Annotated in this window: 19 protein-coding genes; 11 read left to right on the top strand and 8 right to left on the bottom strand. The window is 71.4% G+C overall.

Annotated features, from left to right (window positions below):
• Window positions 1–110 precede the first annotated feature (110 nt).
• Together AB0M56_RS29750 and AB0M56_RS29745 are read left to right on the top strand one after the other, a co-directional pair.
• Window positions 111–1679: a DNA polymerase Y family protein gene (locus AB0M56_RS29750; RefSeq protein ID WP_364181861.1), complete on the top strand. Its 1569-nt coding sequence runs from the start codon at window positions 111–113 to the stop codon at window positions 1677–1679.
• An 83-nt stretch (window positions 1680–1762) separates the two neighbouring features.
• Complete coding sequence (locus tag AB0M56_RS29745; protein ID WP_364181782.1) at window positions 1763–5098, top strand: error-prone DNA polymerase; 3336 nt, start codon at window positions 1763–1765, stop codon at window positions 5096–5098.
• On the opposite strand, the gene AB0M56_RS29740 is transcribed toward AB0M56_RS29745, so the two are convergent.
• Together AB0M56_RS29740 and AB0M56_RS29735 are read right to left on the bottom strand one after the other, a co-directional pair.
• A complete protein-coding gene (locus AB0M56_RS29740; RefSeq protein WP_364181779.1) occupies window positions 5070–5339 on the bottom strand; it encodes a hypothetical protein in 270 nt (89 codons plus the stop codon). The genes AB0M56_RS29745 and AB0M56_RS29740 overlap by 29 nt on opposite strands.
• 23 nt (window positions 5340–5362) lie before the next feature.
• Entirely contained in the window at window positions 5363–5575 is a 213-nt protein-coding gene (locus AB0M56_RS29735) for a hypothetical protein (RefSeq protein ID WP_364181776.1), read from the bottom strand.
• 178 nt (window positions 5576–5753) lie between these two features.
• Here AB0M56_RS29735 and AB0M56_RS29730 point away from each other — a divergent pair, with 178 nt between their 5' ends.
• A complete protein-coding gene (locus AB0M56_RS29730) occupies window positions 5754–6341 on the top strand; it encodes a pentapeptide repeat-containing protein (RefSeq protein WP_364181774.1) in 588 nt (195 codons plus the stop codon).
• 51 nt (window positions 6342–6392) lie between these two features.
• Window positions 6393–7808 carry a phenylacetate--CoA ligase family protein gene (locus tag AB0M56_RS29725; RefSeq protein WP_364181771.1) on the top strand — a complete coding sequence of 472 codons (1416 nt, stop codon included), beginning with the start codon at window positions 6393–6395 and terminating at the stop codon, window positions 7806–7808.
• A gap of 58 nt (window positions 7809–7866) precedes the next feature.
• Here the strand turns inward: AB0M56_RS29725 and AB0M56_RS29720 are convergent, their stop codons facing one another.
• Window positions 7867–11073, bottom strand: coding sequence for a glycohydrolase toxin TNT-related protein (locus AB0M56_RS29720; RefSeq protein ID WP_364181768.1), 3207 nt, complete (start codon window positions 11071–11073; stop codon window positions 7867–7869).
• A 233-nt stretch (window positions 11074–11306) separates the two neighbouring features.
• On the opposite strand from AB0M56_RS29720, the gene AB0M56_RS29715 reads away from it, so the two are divergent.
• Both AB0M56_RS29715 and AB0M56_RS29710 read left to right on the top strand, forming a co-directional pair.
• Window positions 11307–12164 carry a bifunctional methylenetetrahydrofolate dehydrogenase/methenyltetrahydrofolate cyclohydrolase gene (locus tag AB0M56_RS29715; protein ID WP_364181765.1) on the top strand — a complete coding sequence of 286 codons (858 nt, stop codon included), beginning with the start codon at window positions 11307–11309 and terminating at the stop codon, window positions 12162–12164.
• Between the two features lie 2 nt (window positions 12165–12166).
• Complete coding sequence (locus tag AB0M56_RS29710) at window positions 12167–12472, top strand: DUF3017 domain-containing protein (protein WP_364181763.1); 306 nt, start codon at window positions 12167–12169, stop codon at window positions 12470–12472.
• 70 nt (window positions 12473–12542) lie between these two features.
• Here AB0M56_RS29710 and AB0M56_RS29705 read toward each other — a convergent pair whose 3' ends face one another.
• Window positions 12543–13727, bottom strand: a complete 1185-nt coding sequence (locus AB0M56_RS29705) for an MFS transporter (RefSeq protein WP_364181760.1) — start codon at window positions 13725–13727, stop codon at window positions 12543–12545.
• A 192-nt stretch (window positions 13728–13919) separates the two neighbouring features.
• A complete protein-coding gene (locus AB0M56_RS29700; protein ID WP_364181757.1) occupies window positions 13920–14243 on the bottom strand; it encodes a metalloregulator ArsR/SmtB family transcription factor in 324 nt (107 codons plus the stop codon).
• Window positions 14244–14351: 108 nt separating this feature from the next.
• Here AB0M56_RS29700 and AB0M56_RS29695 point away from each other — a divergent pair, with 108 nt between their 5' ends.
• Window positions 14352–15551 (top strand): MFS transporter, encoded by a 1200-nt coding sequence (locus AB0M56_RS29695; protein ID WP_364181754.1) that lies wholly within the window; start codon window positions 14352–14354, stop codon window positions 15549–15551.
• On the opposite strand, the gene AB0M56_RS29690 is transcribed toward AB0M56_RS29695, so the two are convergent.
• Window positions 15548–15730 (bottom strand): DUF1918 domain-containing protein, encoded by a 183-nt coding sequence (locus AB0M56_RS29690; RefSeq protein WP_364181751.1) that lies wholly within the window; start codon window positions 15728–15730, stop codon window positions 15548–15550. The two genes, AB0M56_RS29695 and AB0M56_RS29690, sit on opposite strands and share 4 nt — an antisense overlap.
• Window positions 15731–15804: 74 nt before the next feature.
• Here AB0M56_RS29690 and AB0M56_RS29685 point away from each other — a divergent pair, with 74 nt between their 5' ends.
• From AB0M56_RS29685 to AB0M56_RS29670, 4 genes are all read left to right on the top strand, one after another.
• The gene (locus AB0M56_RS29685; protein WP_364181749.1) at window positions 15805–16449 is read left to right on the top strand and encodes a spermidine synthase; all 645 of its coding nucleotides are present in this window, start codon (window positions 15805–15807) and stop codon (window positions 16447–16449) included.
• Window positions 16443–17009 carry a hypothetical protein gene (locus AB0M56_RS29680; protein ID WP_364181746.1) on the top strand — a complete coding sequence of 189 codons (567 nt, stop codon included), beginning with the start codon at window positions 16443–16445 and terminating at the stop codon, window positions 17007–17009. Before AB0M56_RS29685 ends, AB0M56_RS29680 begins: the two co-directional genes overlap by 7 nt.
• Entirely contained in the window at window positions 16999–17577 is a 579-nt protein-coding gene (locus AB0M56_RS29675) for an HhH-GPD-type base excision DNA repair protein (protein ID WP_364181743.1), read from the top strand. Before AB0M56_RS29680 ends, AB0M56_RS29675 begins: the two co-directional genes overlap by 11 nt.
• A gap of 143 nt (window positions 17578–17720) precedes the next feature.
• Complete coding sequence (locus AB0M56_RS29670; RefSeq protein WP_364181741.1) at window positions 17721–18245, top strand: hypothetical protein; 525 nt, start codon at window positions 17721–17723, stop codon at window positions 18243–18245.
• 84 nt (window positions 18246–18329) lie between these two features.
• Here AB0M56_RS29670 and AB0M56_RS29665 read toward each other — a convergent pair whose 3' ends face one another.
• Window positions 18330–18929, bottom strand: coding sequence for a class I SAM-dependent methyltransferase (locus AB0M56_RS29665; RefSeq protein ID WP_364181738.1), 600 nt, complete (start codon window positions 18927–18929; stop codon window positions 18330–18332).
• A gap of 34 nt (window positions 18930–18963) precedes the next feature.
• Window positions 18964–19326, bottom strand: coding sequence for a DUF2203 domain-containing protein (locus AB0M56_RS29660; protein ID WP_364181736.1), 363 nt, complete (start codon window positions 19324–19326; stop codon window positions 18964–18966).
• Window positions 19327–19345 lie beyond the last annotated feature (19 nt).

Raw genomic sequence — 19345 nt, 5'->3', positions numbered from 1 at the left:
GCCGAGCCGAGCCGCGGAACTCGCGTGACATCCGTCCACATCAGACACTCCGAGGTGGCCGGATGACCATCACCGAAGAAACCCCCAGAACCACCACCCTCCCCGCCCGGATGCTCGTCCTCTGGTGCCCCGACTGGCCCGCCGTCGCGGCGGTGGCCGCGGCCGGCGCGCCGCTCACCAAGCCGGCCGCGGTGTTCCTCGCCAACCGTGTCGTGGCGTGTACCGCGGTGGCGCGCAAGAACGGCGTGCGGAGGGGGATGCGGCGGCGGGAGGCGGAGTCGAAGTGTCCCGAGCTGGGCGTGTTCGGCGTGGACGACGGGCGGGACGCGCGGCTGTTCGAGAACGTCGCGCGCGCCGTGGAGGAGCTGGTCGTCGGGCTGGAGGTGGTGCGGCCGGGGCTGATCGCGGTGCCGGTGGCGGGCGCGGCGGGCTACTTCGGCGGCGAGCACCCGCTCGCGGAGAAGTTGCTGGACCAGGTGGCCGCGGTGGCGGGCGTCGAGTGCCAGGTCGGGGTGGCGGAGGGGCTGTTCGGGGCCACGATCGCGGCCCGGCACGGTGAGTTCGTGCCGCCCGGGGAAACGAGACAGTTCCTCGCACCCCTGCGCATCACCGAGCTCGACCAGCCCGACGTCGAGCGCAAGGAGCTCGTCGACCTGCTCACACGCCTGGGCCTCAAGACACTCGGGGCGTTCGCGGAGCTGACCGAACGCGATGTGATGTCCCGCTTCGCCCTCGACGGCGTGCTCGCCCACCGGCTGGCGCGCGGGCTGTCGGAGCGCCCTCCGCTGCGCCGCAAACCGCCGGCCGACCTCACCCTCACCGAGGAGTTCGACCCGGTGCTGGAGCGCATCGACGTCGCGGCGTTCCTCGCCAAGAACCTCGGCGCGCGGTTCCACGCGGCGCTGGCCGATCGCGGCCTGGCGTGCACGCGCCTCGGCATCTACGCCACCACCGAGGACGGCGAGCAGCTCGGCCGCGTCTGGCGTTGCGCGGAACCCCTGACGCCCCAAGGGGCCGCCGACCGCGTGCGGTGGCAGTTCGAGGGCTGGCTGAAGGGCAACCGGCCCACCTCGGGCGTCGCGCGGCTGCGGCTGGAGCCGGAGGAAACCGTCGAGGGCAAGTCCCTGCAGCTCGGCCTCTGGCACGGTGGCAACCGCAGTGAGGACGACGAGCTCACCACCGAACGCGCCGCCCGCGCCTTCGTCCGCGTGCAGGGCCTGCTCGGCCCCGAAGGCGTCGTCACCCCGATTCTCGACGGCGGCCGCGACCCCGCCGGCCGCGTCCGCCTCATCCCGTGGGGCGACCCGCGCGAGCCCGTCTCGCCGCCGGACGCCACGTGGCCGGGCCGCCTGCCCGCACCGTCACCCGCGACGGTGCTCGAACAACCCGTACCGGTCAAGGTCGTCGACGAGCAGGGCGTGCCCGTCGGCATCACCAGCCGCAAGCAGCTCACGGCACCGCCGTGCCGGCTGAGCGTCGCGGGCGCCCCTCCGCGGATGGTCCTCGACTGGGCCGGCCCGTGGCCCGTCGCGGCCAGCCGTCGCGTGGCCACGCCGCAACAGGCCCGCCTGCAGCTGCTCCTGGCCGCCGCCGGAGGAGACGACGCCGACGAAGCCGTGCTGGTCCTGTGCTCCGGCACCGAAAATCCTGTGTGGACAGTGGAAGGAATCTACGACTGATGGACGACGAGACCGAAACCGCCTCCGTGCGCCGGGAACCCCCGCTCATCCCGGGGCCCCGCAATTCCCCCGAAAACGACTAGATGGGCTGGAACAACCCGCCCGTCCCCTGGCAGGACCTCGCGCGGGCCCTGTCCGGCGACGGCGACGTGCCGCCCGGCGACCACGGCGACAGCCCGGCGTGGGGCCGTAAACGCGATGTCTACCGCCGCCCCGCCGACGTGCCGCCGCCGCGCAGCGAGGTCGAGTCCGGTCCGCGCGTGCCGTACGCCGAGCTGCACTGCCACTCCAACTTCAGCTTCCTCGACGGCGCCAGTCACCCCGAGGAGCTCGTGGAGGAGGCCGCGCGGCTCGGCCTCGACGCCATCGCGCTCACCGACCACGACGGCATGTACGGCGTCGTCCGTTTCGCCGAAGCCGCGAAGGAGCTGGGCGTTGCCACGGTGTTCGGCACCGAGCTGAGCTTCGGCCTCTCCGCCCCGCAGAACGGTGTCGCCGACCCCGAAGGCGAGCACCTGCTCCTGCTCGCGCGCGGCGACGACGGCTACCGCAGCCTGTGCCGCGCCATCACCGCCGGCCAGCTGCGCGGCTACGACGGCGTCGTCGGCGAACGAGCCGAAAAAGGCCGTCCCGTCTACGACCTGCGCGCCGTCGCCGAAGAGGTCACCGGCCAGTGCGCCGTGCTCACCGGCTGCCGCAAAGGCTCCGTCCGGCAAGCACTGCTGGGCGACGGCCCGGCCGCCGCGGCCACCCAGCTGAGAAAACTCGTCGAGCTCTTCGGCCGCGACAACGTCTACGTCGAGCTCTTCGACCACGGCCAGCCCCTCGACAGCACCCACAACGATCTTCTCGCCGAGCTGGCGAACGACTTCGGCCTGCCCACCGTCGCCACCACCGCCGCGCACTACGCCCGTCCCGAACGCGGCCGCCTCGCCGACGCCGTCGCCGCGATCCGCGCGCGCCGCGGCATCGACGACCTCGAAGGCTGGCTGCCCAGCGACGGCGCCGCTTTCCTGCGCTCCGGCACCGAAATGGCCGAGCGTTTCCGGCGGTACCCCGGCGCGGTCCAACGCTCGGCGCTGCTCGGCGTCGAATGCTCGTTCAAGCTGGAGCTCCTCGCGCCCGAGCTGCCACCGTTCGACGTGCCGGAGGGCCACACCGAGACGACGTACCTGCGCCACCTCACGATGAAAGGCGCCGAAGCGCGTTACCTCGGCAAGGAGGATGAAGCCGCCGCGTACGCCCAGATCGAGCACGAGCTGAAGATCATCGAAGACCTCGGCTTCCCCGGCTACTTCCTGATCGTCTGGGACATCGTCCGGTTCTGCCGCGACAGCACCATCCTCTGCCAGGGCCGGGGCTCGGCCGCGAACTCCGCCGTCTGCTACGCGCTGGGCATCACCAAGGTCGACCCGGTGAAGTACAAGCTGCTCTTCGAACGCTTCCTCGCCCCCGACCGCGACGGTTACCCCGACATCGACCTCGACATCGAGTCCGACCGTCGCGAAGAGGCCATCCAGTACGTCTTCGCCAAACACGGCCGCCTCAACACCGCGCAGGTCGCCAACGTGATCACCTACCGCGCCCGCTCCGCGATCCGCGACGCCGCCCGCGCGCTCGGCTACTCACCCGGCCAGCAGGACGCGTGGAGCAAGCAGATCGACCGCTGGGGAGCGTTGCGCAGCACCGAAAAGGACCACGACCACGACATCCCGGACGACGTCGTGCAGCTCGCGTTCGCCCTCGAGGACTTTCCGCGCCACCTCGGGATCCACTCCGGCGGCATGGTGATCTGCCAGGAGCCGGTGAGCCAGGTCTGCCCGGTCGAGTGGGCGCGGATGGAGAACCGCAGCGTGGTGCAGTGGGAGAAGGAGGACTGCGCCGCGGCCGGGCTGGTGAAGTTCGACCTGCTGGGCCTGGGCATGTTGTCCGCGCTGCACTACATGCTCGACCTCGTCGAGGAGTACAAGGGCGAGAAGATCGACCTGGCTGACCTGGATCTGAAGGACCAGAACATCTACCGGATGCTCTGCCGCGCCGACGCGATCGGCGTGTTCCAGGTGGAGAGTCGCGCACAGCTGGCCACGCTGCCGCGGCTGCGGCCGGAGGAGTTCTACGACCTGGCCGTGGAGGTCGCGCTCATCCGCCCCGGTCCGATCCAGGGCGGCTCCGTGCACCCGTACATCCGGCGCAAGCAGGGGCGCGAGAAGTGGGAGTACGACCACCCGCTGCTGGAAAACGCGTTGCACAAGACCAAAGGCGTGCCGCTGTTCCAGGAACAGCTGATGCAGATCGCGCTCGACGTCGCGAACTTCACCGCCGCGGAGGCCGACCAGCTGCGCCACGCGATGGGGTCAAAGCGTTCCGAGCGGAAGATGGAGCTGCTGCGTCAGCGGTTCCTCGACGGCGCGGCAGCCAACGGCCTGGAACCGGAGCTCGCGGAGAAGATCTTCCTGAAGCTCAAGGCGTTCGCGAACTTCGGTTTCCCCGAGAGCCACGCGCTGAGCTTCGCGTACCTGGTGTTCGCGAGCGCGTATTTCAAGTACTACCACCCGGACGCGTTCTGCGCGGGGCTGCTGCGCGCGCAGCCGATGGGGTTCTACTCGCCGCAGTCGCTGGTGGCCGACGCGCGGCGTCACAGTGTCACGGTGCTCGGCCCCGACATCAACCGCAGTCTGCCCCATGCGACACTGGAACCGTTGCCGGACAAGGGAAATCTGCACGCGGTCCGCGGCGGCCTCGGCACCGTGCGGCTGATCGGCGACGAGCTGGCGGAGAAGATCGTCGCCGAACGGTCGGGCGGCCCGTTCGCGAGCATGTCCGACCTCGCCCGCCGCGTGCGGCTCACCGCGCCGCAGCTGGAGGCCCTCGCCACGGCCGGCGCCTTCAGCTGCTTCGGCGGCGACCGCCGGCAGGCCCTGTGGTCCGCGGGCGCCGTCGCCCAGGACCGCCCGGAGAAGCTGCCGGGCACGGCTCCCGGCGTCGACGCCCCGACGTTGCCCGGCATGGACGAGCTCGACCTCGCCGCCGCCGACGTGTGGGCCACGGGCCTCTCGCCGGACAGCTACCCGACGGAGTTCGTGCGCGACCACCTCGACACCCTCGGCGTCGTCCCGGCCGCCCGCCTGCTCGACCAGCCCGACGGCGCCCGCGTCCTCGTCGGCGGCGCCGTCACGCACCGCCAGCGCCCCGCCACCGCCGGCGGCGTCACCTTCATCAACCTCGAGGACGAGACGGGCATGGTCAACGTCGTCTGCACTCTCGGCCTCTGGCAACGCTTCCACCGCGTCGCGCGCTCCAGCACCGCCCTGCTGGTCCGCGGCGTCGTCGAGCAGGCGGACGGCGTGGCGAGCGTGCGGGCTCAGAGGCTGGAGCCACTGCCGTTGCGGATCACGGCGAAGTCGCGTGACTTCCGGTGACCACGGCGGGGGCCCGGCGGGCGACTTCTCCACGCACGATCGGCGCCACCTCTGTACCCAGCAACTCGATGGCCCGCAGCAAATCCCGGTGCGAGACCGAGCCGATGCCCAGCTGCAGCAATCTCCGGTCGTGGCCGAAAAGCTCGTGCTGGTACAGGATTTTCTCCGCCACGGCCGCCGGCGAGCCCACCGCGTAGGCGCCGGTGACGGTGGTCTTCGCGGTGAACTCGGCGCGGGTCATGGGTGGGATGCCACGCTCGGCGATTAGAGGTCGGCCGCGGCCTGCGAAGTGTCGGCGACGAAGCCGTGCAGCGTGATCGCCATGGGTTGCGCGGCGTGGCCGTAGTGGGTGAGCGCGCGGAGGTGGACTTCGATCAGCGGGGCGAACTGCGGTGCCTGCCCGCCGAGGACGCCGAGCGCGAACGGCAGGCCGAGCCGCCCGGCGCGAACCACGGACGCGGGGCTGCCGCGAGGCACACCGGCAGCGGCGACTGCACCGGCCGGGGCAGGATCGGCTCGTCGACCAGCTGCGAGCGCATGATCGAGTCATTCGACACGGCCGCGACCACCGACGAGCTCCCCGCGAGAGCTTCGGCGCGGGCCATGTTCCGCGGCATGCGCCAAGCCCGCTGAAGCCGTGTGACATCCTGTCGGGGTGATCGAGACCGGTGAGGACTACCGCGACGCCGTGCTTTCCGGGCAGTGGTGGGAAAAGCGTCAGTTCACGGGTTGCGACTTCACCGAGGCCGACCTGCGTGACCTGCGCACGCGCGGCTGCACGTTCGACAACTGCGACTTCACCAAGACCGACCTCGCCGGCTCGCGCCACGACGCCTCGGCCTTCCGCAGCTGCACGTTCGACCGCACGGTGCTCGCCGACAGCAGGTGGTCGTCGTGCTCACTGCTCGGTTCGTCCTTTGTGGACTGCCGATTCCTGGGCATCGCGCTCACGGAGTGCGACCTGTCGCTGGCGTCTCTCGCCCACGGCCGGCTGCGCAAGCTGCACCTGTCCGGCCTGCGCATGCGCGAGGTCAACCTCACCGAGGCCGACCTCACCGACACCGACCTGCGCGACTCCGACCTCACCGGCGCCCGCCTCCTCGGTGCCAAGCTCTCCGGCGCCGACCTGCGCGGCACCCGGCTCGACGCCAACGCCCTCGTGCAGGCCGACCTGCGCGGCGCCTACGTCGACGTCGAGACGGCCATCGGGTTCGCCGCCGCCCACGGCCTCATCGTCAAGTAAAACCGGGCACGAAAGTGGCCGCCGCGCCGGGAGCCGGGACATGATGGGCGCGTGCAACCCGACGACGTGATCCAGGCCTACCAGGCGTTCTTCGCCGGCGAGCGGCGTCCTCTCGACGTCGTCGACTTCTTCCACGACGTGGTGGCCACCGTGCCCGCGTACCGGAAGTTCCTCGCGGCCGCCGACGTGGACCCCGAAACCGTCCGGAGCGAGGACGACTTCCGGCAGCTCCCGCTGACGTCGAAGGCCACCTACCAGAGCCAGTACCCGTTGCCTGAGCTCTGCCGCGACGGCCGGCTCGACGCCTGCGACATGATCGCCGTCTCCTCGGGTTCGTCCGGCACCCCGACGATCTGGCCGCGGTCCCTGGCCGACGAGCTCCACGTCGCCGAGCGCTTCGAACAGGTCTTCCGCACGTTCGAAGCCGACACCCGCAGCACGCTCGCCGTCGTCTGCTTTCCGCTGGGCACGTGGGTCGGCGGCCTGTTCACGGCCGCGTGCGTGCGGCACCTGGCGGCGAAGGGTTTCCCGATCACCACCGTCGCGCCGGGCAACAACAAGGCCGAGATCCTGCGCGTGCTGCCGGAGCTGGCGCCGCACTTCGAGCAGGTCGTGCTGCTGGGCTACCCGCCATTCGTGAAGGACGTGGTCGACAGCGGCACCGGCTGGGCCGACCACGTGATCAAGATGGTGTTCGCCGGCGAGGTGTTCAGCGAGGAGTGGCGCGACCTCGTCGCTGCGCGCGCAGGAGTCGTGGATCCCGTCAGCGCCATGGTTTCCCTCTACGGCACCGCCGACGCCGGCGTGCTCGGCACCGAAACCCCGACGTCGGTGTCGATCCGCCGGTTCCTCGCGGGACGACCGGAACTCGCCCGCGAGCTCTTCGGCGAATCTCGCCTCCCGACCCTCGTGCAGTACGACCCCGCCAGCCGCTTCTTCGAGGCCGACAACGGGACCCTGCTCTTCTCCGGCGACAACGGCGTGCCCTTGATCCGCTACCACATCGCCGACGAAGGCGGTGTCCTCTCGCATGCCGACCTGCTGGAGTTCTGCTCCCGCAACGGTTTCACGCCCGCCGACGGCCCGGACCTGCCGTTCGTCTACCTCTTCGGCCGCTCCCTGTTCACGGTCTCCTTCTTCGGCGCCAACATCTACCCGGAGAACGTGACCGTCGGCCTCGAACAGCCGGAAGTCAGCGGCTGGGTCACCGGCAAGTTCGTGCTCGAGACCTACGAGGACGCCGACCGCGACCGGCGCCTGCGGATCACCGTGGAGCTGGCGCCCGGCCACGACGGCGACGCCGCGCAGCTCGCCACCTCGATCCGCGCCCAGCTCCTGCGTCTCAACAGCGAGTTCGCCCACTACGTGCCCGCCGAACGGCAGCTGCCCGAGATCGTCCTGCGGCCGGCCGGCGATCCCGAGTACTTCCCGGTCGGCGTCAAGCACCGCTACACCCGCGGCGCATGAGAAAGGGCGGGACCCGCAGGCCCCGCCCCTTCAGCACGCAACTCGATCACCGAACAACTCAGTCGATCGGCGGTTCACCCGGCTCCAGCTCGAGCAGATCGCCCTCGGCCAGCAGCTCCTCGATCGACGCGGGCAGCAGGTACGCCGAACCCCCGCCGGGCTGGTTGAACCACGGGATCGCGACACCGGCGAGCGTCTCGAGCGGACGCTGCACGCGGTACACGTGGTACGGCCGGTTCACCCACTCCGGCACCAGCGAACGCTCCTCGAACGGCGTCCCCGCCGCGTAGGTCAGGTTGCCGCTCGGGCCGCCGAAGCGGTCGAGTTCGCTGCCCGCGGGCAGTTCACGTATTTCCTTGCCGCGGAACAACGTCAGCGGCGGCTCACCCGACAGCGGCCCGATCGGCCACTGGTTGTTGCCACCGCCACCGCCACCGGCTGCGGCTCGCGGCGCTCCGTTGGCTCGCGCCGGCTCCTCCCGACGCGGCGGCGCGACCGGCGCACCCGGTCCACCGGGGCCACCAGGACCGGCCGGACCACCGAGACCAGGACCGCCAGGCCCACCGGGTCCACCAGGCCCACCCGGTCCACCGACGGGAGCACCCGGCGGCACACCGGGCCCGGTCGGCAGGCCCAGCCCGCCACCCACAGGGGGAGCGGGCGGCATCGGCGGCTCCCGGCGCTGCAGCGGCTGAACCGGCGGGGTCACCTGCGTCGGCGGCTGCGGGGGCGGGGGTGGCGGGACCTGTCGCTGCGGCGGCTCTTCGGCCTCGGGCTCGTCGCCCAGCAGCTCCTCGGCCGGCGTGAACGCCGTCTGCTCCTGCGGCGGCACGGCCTCGCGCGGGCGCACCGGGAACGACCCCGTGGCGACCTCCGGCGAAAGCGTCGCCACCACCGGCGGCTTCGGGGCTTCGGCCACGGGCTCTGCCGGCGGCGCGGGCGGCTGCTCCTCGGCGGGCTCGTGGCCGTCGGGGTGCAGCAGGACCTTGCCGAGCATGAACGCGGCGGCGTCGTCGGAGTCGCCGAACACGGCCGGGTTGATCAGCTCGCCGTCGTACCAGCCGACGCGCCAGCCCTCGTCCACCTGCTCTACGGTCCAGCCGCGCTCGGTCGGCGTGCCCAGCTGGTAGGCGGCGTCCGGCACGTCCAGCTCGTCGAGGCGCGTCTGCAGCTTCGCCAGCGCGGGTTCGGCCGGCAGCTCGCGGCGCGGCCGCCTCGGCGGCTGCTGGGGCCGCCGCGGCGGGGCCTGCGGTTCCGCGGCCGGCTCCGGCCGGGCACCGGCGCGCGGGGGCACGGGCAGCTCGGGCACCGGCAGGGCACCCGGCACCCCGTCGTCGGGCGTGATCATCGTGGTCGGCGGGCCCGAGTCGAAGTCCGGTTCGCGGCCGGCGGGGGCGCCACCGTCGCGCGGCTGGTCGCCGTACTGGCCTTCGCCGTACTGGGACTCGCCGTACGGCTGCTCGTCGTAGTGCTCGTCGTCCTCGTACTGCTCGTCCTGGTACTGGCCCGACTGGTCGTACTGGCCGTCTTCGAAGTGCGGGCCGTTCTCGAACGTCTGCGTGTTCTCGAGCGGCTGGCGACCCTCGAACGACCGCGCGTCCTCGAAGGACTCGGCTTCTCCGTACTGCTCCTCGCCACGGTCGGCCGGGGCGTACAGCGCGGTGTGCTGCTCGGCCGGCTCCTCGTGCCGCGAAGGTTCATCAGCGTGGGTGAACAGCACCGGCTCTTCCTCGAGCGGCTGCTCGGCCGGAGCGGCGTCGACGGGCGCGTACAGCGCCGTCTGCTCGGCGTCCTCCTCCGGCGGGGCGGCGTTCGGGTCGACCGGCGCGTACATCGCCGTGCGCTGATCGTCGTGCTGCTGCTGCGGCGGTGCGGCGCTGGGGTCGACGGGTGCGTACATCGCTGTGCGCTGTTGCTCTTCGTGCGCGGGCGGTGCGGCGTTCGGGTCCACGGGCGCGTACAGCGCGGTCCGCTCGGCCACCGGCGTCGGGTTGTCGGCCGCGGCGCCGTTCGGCGGCGCGCCCGCGTTCGACCCGGCGGCGTTGGGGGCCTGGTCGTGGGCCGGTTCGAAGCCCTCGTGCCGCTGGTCCTCGAAGTGGTCCTCGCCGCCGAAGCGGTCGCCGAACTCGTCGTAGCGCTCGTCCTGGTACTGCTCGTTCTCGAAGCCCGGGCCGTCGTCGTGCTGCGAGCCGGAACCGTCGAAGACCTGCTCGAACGGAGGCTCGGCCGGGGCCGCCGGCTCGGCGGGCGGCGTGTGCACGGCGAGCGGCACGTCGACCGGCGCGGGCGGAGCGGCTTCGGGAGCCGGGGCCGGCGGCGCCTGGGCGGCCGGGGGAGCGGGCGGCATGGGCGGCTGTTGCGGCTGCTGCTGTTGCGGCGGCGGGCCCGGGCGCTGCTGCTGGCTGCCCCGCGTGAGGTACGCGGTGGCGCCCTGCAGCGCGAGGTCGTCGACCTGTGGCAGCTGGAAGCCGTTGGACCGGATGTGCTCGACCAGGTCGGGCTCGGGCGATACGCCGTACTGGCGCAGGTAGAAGTTCACGGCCGCGGGCCAGATCCACTGCCCGTCGCTGTGGAAGGCCACGGGCACGGTCGCCTCGGGCGACGGCGCGAGGCGGTCGATGTCGTAGCCGCGGTCCTGCACCACCACGGGCGCGTGGTCGAGGTAGTCGAGCAGGCGGTCCTGCTCGGCGACGTCGAGGTCGGGCCGGTTGATGACCGGACGCCCGGCGGGACCGATCGTGTCGAAGATCCGCGCGATGCGGAAGTGCGGTCCGGGCTGCTCGGGGCCGAGGCCGGACAGGCGCCGGATCAGCCACTCCGGCACGTTCTCCTCTGTTCGGGGGAACATGCGCAGCTCGTCCTGGTACGCCTGGGGCGGCGGCGCGAGGTGCCACGTGGGCTCCTCGCGGTTGTACTCGAGGTTGTAGCTGGACGGGTGGTCAAGCTGGTAGCGCGCGTTGAACCACGTGCCGCGGCCGTCGCGGTACATGCCCGCGCGCAGCCGGCCGAAGAGCGTCGCGATGTCGTGGGTGGCGACCCACTCCTGCCCGGTGCCGTCTTCGGTGCGGATCTCGCCCGTCAGCTCGTGGTACCTGCCGACGGCCCGGTACTCCACCGTGACCTTGCGCCAGTCGCGTGGTGCTGCGCGCAGCAGGGCGAGTCCGATCTGCTTGACCAGTGTGTCCTGCTCGGTCGCGTTCAGCTGCGTCGTCGGTTGTGCCACGGGAACATTTTGACTGTTCGCGCGCGCGAACGCACCCCGCATAGGTCTTTTGCCACTCAGGGGCGGTCTGACCTCGGTCGACGCGCGATGCTCAAGATCACACACCCGTGCGGGCTGGGACTGGGCTCCGGCGTTGGGGTGACGACGAGTCTACGTCCGGTGGCCCTGCGCGTCCGATCACGACGCGCGGGCCGATCGGGTGGTGTGGCGAGCACGCTGCGTATGCGCCCCGGGCGAGGTCCGGGCGCGGGCGGCCCTTTGCGAGAATGGTCACCGTGACGGCGAAGATTCTGGACGGCAAGGCCACGAAGGACGCCATTTTCGCGGAGCTGCGCCCGCGGGTGGCCGCGCTCGCCGAGCGGGGCGTCGTCCCCGGGCTGGGCACGGTGCTGGTCGGCGACGACCCGGGCTCGCACTCGTACGTGAAGATGAAGCACGCGGACAGCGCGAAGATCGGTGTCAACTCGATCCGCCGCGACCTGCCCGCCGACATCTCGCAGGAGAAGCTCGAGGCCGTCATCGACGACCTCAACGCCGACCCGGCGTGCCACGGCTACATCGTGCAGCTTCCCCTGCCCAAGCACCTCGACGCCAACCGCGTCCTCGAGCGCATCGACCCCGACAAGGACGCCGACGGCCTCGCGCCGACGAGCCTCGGCCGCCTCGTCCTCGGCCAGCGCGGCCCGCTGCCGTGCACGCCGTACGGCATCATCGAGCTGCTCAAGCGCCACGGCGTCGAGCTCAACGGCGCCAACGTGACCGTGGTCGGCCGCGGCATCACCGTCGGCCGCACGATGGGCTTGCTGCTCACGCGCCGCAGCGAGAACTCCACCGTGACGCTCTGCCACACCGGCACCCGCGACCTCGGCGCCGAGGTCCGCCGCGCCGACATCGTCATCGCCGCCGCCGGCGTCCCCGGCATCATCAAGCCCGACATGGTGGCCCCCGGCGCGGCCGTGCTGGACGTCGGCGTCTCCCACGTCGACGGCAAGCTCACGGGCGACGTGGACCCGGGCGTGGCCGAGGTCGCGGGCTGGCTCTCGCCGAACCCGGGCGGTGTCGGCCCCATGACCCGCGCGATGCTCGTGTCGAACGTCGTCGAAGCCGCCGAGCGCGCGGTCGCGAGCCGGTGACCATGACCGCCGACCGGCCCCGCACGAAACGGTCGTGGACCGTCCACGTGCCCTTCGTGCTGGTCATGCTGCTGCTGCTCGCGGCGGCGCTGCGGATCCTGCAGTACCACTGGCGCGAGGGCGCGGTGCTGGTCGGCGCCGCCCTGCTCGTGGGCGGGCTGTTGCGGCTGCTGCTGCCGGAGGACCGCGTCGGGCTGCTGGCGATCCGCGGCAAGGTCGTGGACATCGTCACGTACGCGGCTCTGTGCGCTGCCGTGTTGTACATCGCCTTCACGATCACGGGCGGTCCGTTCGACGCCACGTCCTGACGGCTTGTAGCCCCGGAACGCGAAGCGGCCCCGCACCAAGCACTGGTGCGGGGCCGCTTCTGTCAGAACCTCACGACGCCAGGGCCAGCTCCCGCTGCTCCTCGGCCCGCGCGTCCCGCCGGTCCAAGGTCCCGGAAACCGCCGCGATCGACAGCCCGAGCACTGCCAGCGTCGCGCCGACCCAGTTGGGCGCCACTAACCCGAGGCCGCCGGCGATCACCAGCCCGCCGAGGTACGCGCCGATCGAGTTCGCGATGTTGAACGCCGACTGCACGGCCGCCGACACCAGCGACGGAGTTCCGCCGGCCTTCTGCATGATCCGCGTCTGCATCATCGGGCCGATCATGAAGCCCGCGACACCCACGAAGAAGATCGTGATCGCGGCGCCGACCTTCGACTGGGCCGTCAGCGTGAAGATCCCCAGCACCACCGCCAGCGACAGCATCGCCGCGTACAGCGAAGGCATCAGCGCGCGGTCGGCGAGCCGGCCGCCCAGGTAGTTGCCGACGGTCATCCCGACACCCGCGAGCGACAGCAGCAGCGTCACGTCCGCGGGCGAGTAACCGGCGACGTCCGTGAGCATCGGCGCGATGTACGACATGCACGCGAACACCCCGCCGAGCCCGAACGTCACGATCGCCAGCGCCAGCCACACCTGCGGCCGCCGGAACGCGCCCAGTTCACCGCGCAGCGACGCCTCGGCCGGCCGCCCCTGGTGCGGCACCAGCTTGGCGATGGCAGCCGCGGCGAACAGGCCGATCACCGCGACCACCCCGAACGTCGCCCGCCAGCCCACCTGCTGGCCCAGCAACGTCCCGAGCGGCACGCCGACGACGTTCGCCAGCGTCAGGCCCATGAACATCATCGACACGGCCTTCGCGCGGACACCCGGCTTCACCAGGCTCGACGCGACCACCGCGCCGGCGCCGAAGAACGCGCCGTGCGGCAGGCCGGCCAGGAAGCGGAACGCGATGCCGAAACCCTGGTTCGGCGACAGCGCGAACAGGGCGTTGCCCAGCGTGAACAGGCCCATCATCGCGAGCAGCATGGTCTTGCGCGGCAGCCGCACGGCCACCGCGGTCAGCAGCGGGGCGCCGATCACGACACCGAGTGCGTAGGCGGAGATGAAGTAGCCGGCGGTGGGGATGTCGATGTGGAAGTCCGCGGCGGCCTGGGGCAGCACACCCATCATCACGAACTCGGTGGTCCCGATGCCGAAGGCGCCGATGGCGAGCGCGAGCAACGCGACGGGCACGGCTCTCCTTCCTTGAGAAATCGATTACTCAGCCCGGGGCGACCCCGTTCTGAAGCGCTTTAGACGAAGGGCAAAAAATAAGACAGCCGTGTGCGGCCCCGACGCCGTCGTGCTGTCTGCACCCAGTTCAACCGATGGGGCGTGCCTTTGTCATCCCGGTATCCGGGTGAGGCTCTTCACGTAGCGCGACCGTCAGCGGCGCGCGGCGAGCACTCCGTCGAGCAAGCCCGGCGCCAGCTCGTCAAGATCGTTGCGGCGCAAGGAGTTGAACCGCGTCGTGCCCTCCTGGCGGCCGGCGATCACGCCCGCGGCGCGCAGGATGCCGAGGTGGTGCGTGAGTGTGGACTTGGTCACCGGCACCTCGAGCCCGCCGCACGACACCTCGGCTTCGGTCCGGGCCAGCTGGCGCACGATCGCCAGGCGCACGGGGTCGGCGAGCGCGCGCAGCACCGACTCGACGGTCATCTCGTCGCGCTCGGGGTGGACGAGCGGAGTCAGGTGCGTGGTGGCGGCCATGCGTCCATAGTACGACGTTCCTCGAAATTGTCAGGCCCGCGGTGTACGGTTGTCATCGAACTACGACGTTCGTCGAACCAATCCCGTTCACCTCTTGGGGGCACCACCATGTCCAGCGTCTCCACCTCTGGGAGCTCGCGCAACGCCGTGCTGGCGTTCGGGGCTTTCGGGGTCGGCACCAGCGGCTACATCGTCGCCGGACTGCTGCCGTCGCTCGTCTCGGAGCTGCACGTTTCGGCCACCGCCGCCGCGCAGCTCGTCACGTCGTTCGCCATCGCGTACGCGATCGGCTCGCCTCTGTTCGCCGCTGTCACCGGGCGCTGGGAGCGCCGGACGCTCCTGGTTGCCGCGCTCGTCGTCACCGGTCTCGGCAACCTGCTCGCTGCCGTCGCGCCCGGCTACACCACGCTGCTTCTCGCGCGGGTTGTCACGGCCGTCGGCGCCGCTGTCTTCACCCCGGCCGCCAGCGCCGTGGCCGCGGAGCTGACCACGCCGGAACGCCGCGGCCGCGCCGTCGCGATGGTGTTCGGTGGGCTCACGGTCGCGTTGATCTTCGGGGTCCCGCTCGGCAGCCTGGTCTCGCAGCAGTGGGACTACCAGGCCGCGTTCCTGCTCGTCGGCGTGCTGTCGCTGGCCGGCGCGGTCGCCGTGCGGCTCGTGCTGCCGCGGGTCGCGCCGCCGCCCGCGGTGCGGCTGGCCGAACGCTTCGCGGTGGCGCGCGACAAGCGCGTGGTCGCGCTGCTCGTCACCACGGTGCTCGCGTGCCTCGGCGCGTTCATGGTCTACACGCTCTCGTCGCCGCTGCTCGCCGTGACGGCCGGGATCACCGGAGGCACCGTCACCGTGCTGCTGTTCTGCTACGGCATCGGCGGCGCCCTGGGCAATTACCTCGGCGGCCGCGCGGCCGACCGGTGGGGCGCGCGCGTGCCCGTGCTGCTGGTGCTGGGCGGGATGACCGTCGTACTGGCGCTGCTGCCGTTCACGTCGGTGACCGTGGCCGGCGCGGGCGTGACGTTCTTCGTGTGGGGCACGATCACGTGGGCGATCAACCCGCCGATGCAGCACCGGCTCATCGAGCTTTCGCCCGGGCACGCCGGCCTGGCCCTCTCGCTCAACGCGTCGGCGATCTACCTCGGCGTCGGGCTCTCCGGCATCGTCGGCGGCGCCGTGCTGACGTCGGCCGGGCCGACGGTGCTGCCGGAGATCGCCGCGGTGCTGAGCGCCGTCGCGATCGCGGTGACGGTGTTCTTCTGGGAGACGCGTCGCGCTCGTCGCGTGACGGCCCGGGAAGAAGTGGCCGTCGGCTAGTCGCTGAGGATCTCGCAGTCGGGCCCGGGGTACAGCAGTGCTTCGTGTCCGTCGGCGAACCTGACCACGTACGGTGGTGAGCCGTCCGGGCCTCGCACCTCGAGGATCTCGGCGCGCTGCTCGGCAGCTCCCACCGTGCGCCCGTGGACCTGGATCTCGTCTCCTACCGTCGCGTGCATGGGGTTTCACCTCCGTGGTTGAGAGTAGGAGCGCTTCGCGGCCGCGTACAGAGCAGTTGTGCGAAGCTGACGGCGTGGCTGAGGTTCTGGACGTGGCCCGCGGGTCGGGCGGTGAGCTCGTGCTCCGCCGCGAAGGTGCGGCGCTCGAGGTGATCGAGAACGGTGTGTTCCTGATGGACACCCGAAACGGCGAATCCGAACGGCTTCTCGTGACCGGGGCCGCCGACTTGCTCGCGCCGGGCGCCCGCGTGCTCATCGGCGGCCTGGGGGTGGGTTTTTCATTGCGGGCGGCGCTGGATCACCCGCACGTCGGGTCGGTTGTGGTGGTGGAGCGCGAGCCGGCGGTGATCGCGTGGAACCGCACGGGCCCGCTTCGCGCGGTGCACGGTGCGGCGCTGGAGGATCACCGGGTGTCGCTGGTGGAGGCGGATCTGGTGACGTGGCTGCGTTCTTCGGGGGAAACCTTCGACGCCCTGTGTCTCGACACCGACAACGGTCCCGAGTGGACGGTTACTGAGGGCAACACCACGTTGTACGGCGAGTCCGGAGTGGACGGTCTGGCTCGCCTGCTGCGCCCGGGCGGTGTCCTGGCGGTGTGGAGTGCCGGCGCTTCTCCTGCGTTCACGGATCGGTTGCGGGGGCGCTTCGCTGACGTACGCGTGGTGGAAGTCCCGGTGCCGCGCGGTGAACCGGACGTGCTGTGGTTCGCCCGTTGCTGAGGGCGGCCGTTTCGGAGAACGCGGCCTGGTGCGATGTTTTCTGCCGCATCGGCGGCGTTTCCGGCGTCTTCGGCCCGCACGCGTGGACTTCGCCCGCGCGCACACCCGAGTTCTACCCCGACGCGGTGACCTTGTCGCCGGACGCCACCGCCGCCGACATTTTGCCGTTCGTCGACGCTTCGGCCGGCTGCTCGGTGAAGGACAGCTTCGCGTCACTTGAGCTGCCGGGCTTCGAGGTGCTGTTCTCGGCGACGTGGTTGCAGTTCCCGGTGCTGTCGTCGTCGGGGTGGCCCTCGTCCGCGTCACCGGACCCGTCGTTCGTCCACCTCCGAGGCCCGACCATCGCCCACCGCGGCGCGACCGCGGTCGGCCTGTGGAACTTCACCGGCGACGACTGGGCCGGCGCGGTCGCCGGCGCCGCCGCCGCGTTCCCGGGCCTGCCGATCGTCGGCTACGAACACGGCGACGAGCTGGCCTCGGCGCTGGCCTACGGCGCCACCCCGCTCGGGGAGCTGCGCGTCTGGGTCACGACCTGCCAAAATGGACCGCATGACGCGTGAAGTGCACCTGAGCGGCGACGCCGAGGCCGACTTGCTGCTGAGTGAGGACCCGGTCGCGCTGCTCGTCGGCATGCTCCTCGACCAGCAGGTCTCCATGGAGGTCGCCTTCCTCGGCCCGCGCAAGATCGCCGACCGCATGGGCGGCTTCGACGTGCGGCGCATCGCGGAGGCGGACACGGAGGAGTTCGTCGAGAAGTGTGTGACGCCGCCTGCCATTCACCGCTACGGCGGGTCGATGGCGCGCCGGGTGCAGGCGCTGTGCCAGTTCATCATGGAGCACTACGACGGCAATGCCGAGGCGATCTGGACGGAGGGGCGGCCCAAGCCGGACGGGCCGGAGGTGCTCAAGCGGCTCAAAGCCCTGCCTGGGTATGGGGAGCAGAAGGCCAAGATCTTTCTTGCGCTGCTGGGGAAGCAGTACGGCGTCCAGCCCAAGGGCTGGCGCGAGGCGGCTGGTGCGTATGGGGATCGTGGGTCGCGGCGGTCTATCGCTGATGTGGTGAACGCGAAGACGTTGGCGGAGGTTCGGGCTTTCAAGAAGGAGCAAAAGGCGGCCGCGAAGAAGTAGCGTCGCGCCGGCCCGGCCGAACGGCCGATCTCTTGCCCCGCTGAGCGGTTATCCGCCCAACGGCGGCTATCCCTGGCGGCTCTGGCGTTGGAAGGATCTTCGTCGGTGCTGCAGGAGCAGCACGTCCAGGGGAGGGGAATTCCATGATCTCGAGCCGGGTGTTGATCGTCGCGGCCACGGCGTGTGTGTTCGGTACCGCGGGCGTCGCGGTGGCTCAGGCGGATCCACAGGACGCCTTCACCTACACGTCCGAGGCCGGCGCGCACGCGTTCGTGGGCAGCTACTCGTGGGGTGCGGACCAGCTGACCGAGTGGGAGTCCAACGGTGCCGTGAAGGTCGACGCCGACGGAGGCTGGGACTGGGCGCGTCTGGAGCTCAGCGCGCCCGCCGGCGGGCAACTGCAGGAAGGCACCTACACCGGCGCGCGGTTCCGGGGCCAGTCTGCGCCGCAACTCGACACCCCGGGCTTCGCCGCCTTCCGCGGCACCCAGGCGGACGGCACCCAGGTCTGCGCAGACGTCGTGGACGACGCCACCGCCGACTTCACCGTCACCCGCCTCGCCCGCGCCGCCGACGGCACCATCACCGACCTCGACACGACCTTCACCCTCCACTGCTCCGGCCCCACCGGTCCCGCCACGACTGGTGCGGTCTATTTCCACCACTGATCGAACACAAGCTTCGCTTCGGCGGGCCCGGCCATCGGGCTTTGGTGGCCGGGGCCGCCGTTCCGATCAACCGCGGGTAAGCAGCTACCGAACCGCCCTCACCGCGAACACCGACCGCTCCCGTCCTCCGAGGTGGGCCTTCACCGTCTGACCCTCCGCCGACGAGAATCCCGCCGCCGTGGCCAGCGCGGCGGCCTCCTGCTCCGAGCCCGGAATCCGCAGGTCCCGGGGCATCAGCTCGGCCATCGGCCCGTCCCGCTTGAAGCGCGCCGACGAAGAGATGCTGAAGGCCAGCACCCCGCCCGGTCGCAGCACCCGTGCCCAGTCGGTCAGGGCTGTGGCGCCCAGGAAGTGCAGGGCCGACGCGCACACCACCGCGTCGGCGGCGCCGTCGGCGACCGGCAGGGGCACGGCGGGACCCACCTGCCACGAGATCACGCCCGCCGGATCCAGCGAAGTGGCCTTCGCGCGTGCCCGCTCGATCATCAAGGTGGAGAAGTCCACCCCGAGCACCGACGAGGGCGAAAGCCGAAGCGAAGCGAACGCCGCGGCGCCCGTGCCGGTGGCGGCGTCGACGAGCAACGCGGGGCGCGGGGGTAGGAGGGAGATCAGAGTGTCCGCCACCAGGGGGTGGAAGAGATCGTCGTCGTAACTGGCGGCCTTTTCGTCGAAGATTGAGGTCACGACAAGCACCGTACCGGCCCTGACCAGCGGTTTTTCAGCTCAACCGCCGGCGCCCCGCGAAGCCGAGGTCGACGCGGTGGTACCAGGCGAGCTCGCGGTCGCCCTCGAGCCAGCAGAGCAGGACGTCGTCGCCGTTCAAGGACGCCGGGAAGTCGACCAGAAGGGGTGCGAAGCCCTTCAGCTCGGCGCCGGTGCGCTGGACGGTGGTCATCAGCTCGTCGAGGCGGGCCTGCGCGGCCTTCCACTCCGGCAGGCCGCCGAGGGGGGTGTCGCGGCCGCCCGGGCGCAGCGAGGCAGCGAGCTCGGCGGCGTCGGCGCGCACGCGGACGAGCTCGGCGAGGACCGGGAGTAGCCGGGAGAGCTCGGCGCGCGCCTCGGCCACGGTGAACAGACCCATGTGACGATGTTCTCACTGT

It is taken from the genome of Amycolatopsis sp. NPDC051372 (assembly GCF_040682095.1).
Lineage (GTDB): Bacteria > Actinomycetota > Actinomycetes > Mycobacteriales > Pseudonocardiaceae > Amycolatopsis.
This window is presented reverse-complemented; position numbering and strand designations above follow the sequence as displayed.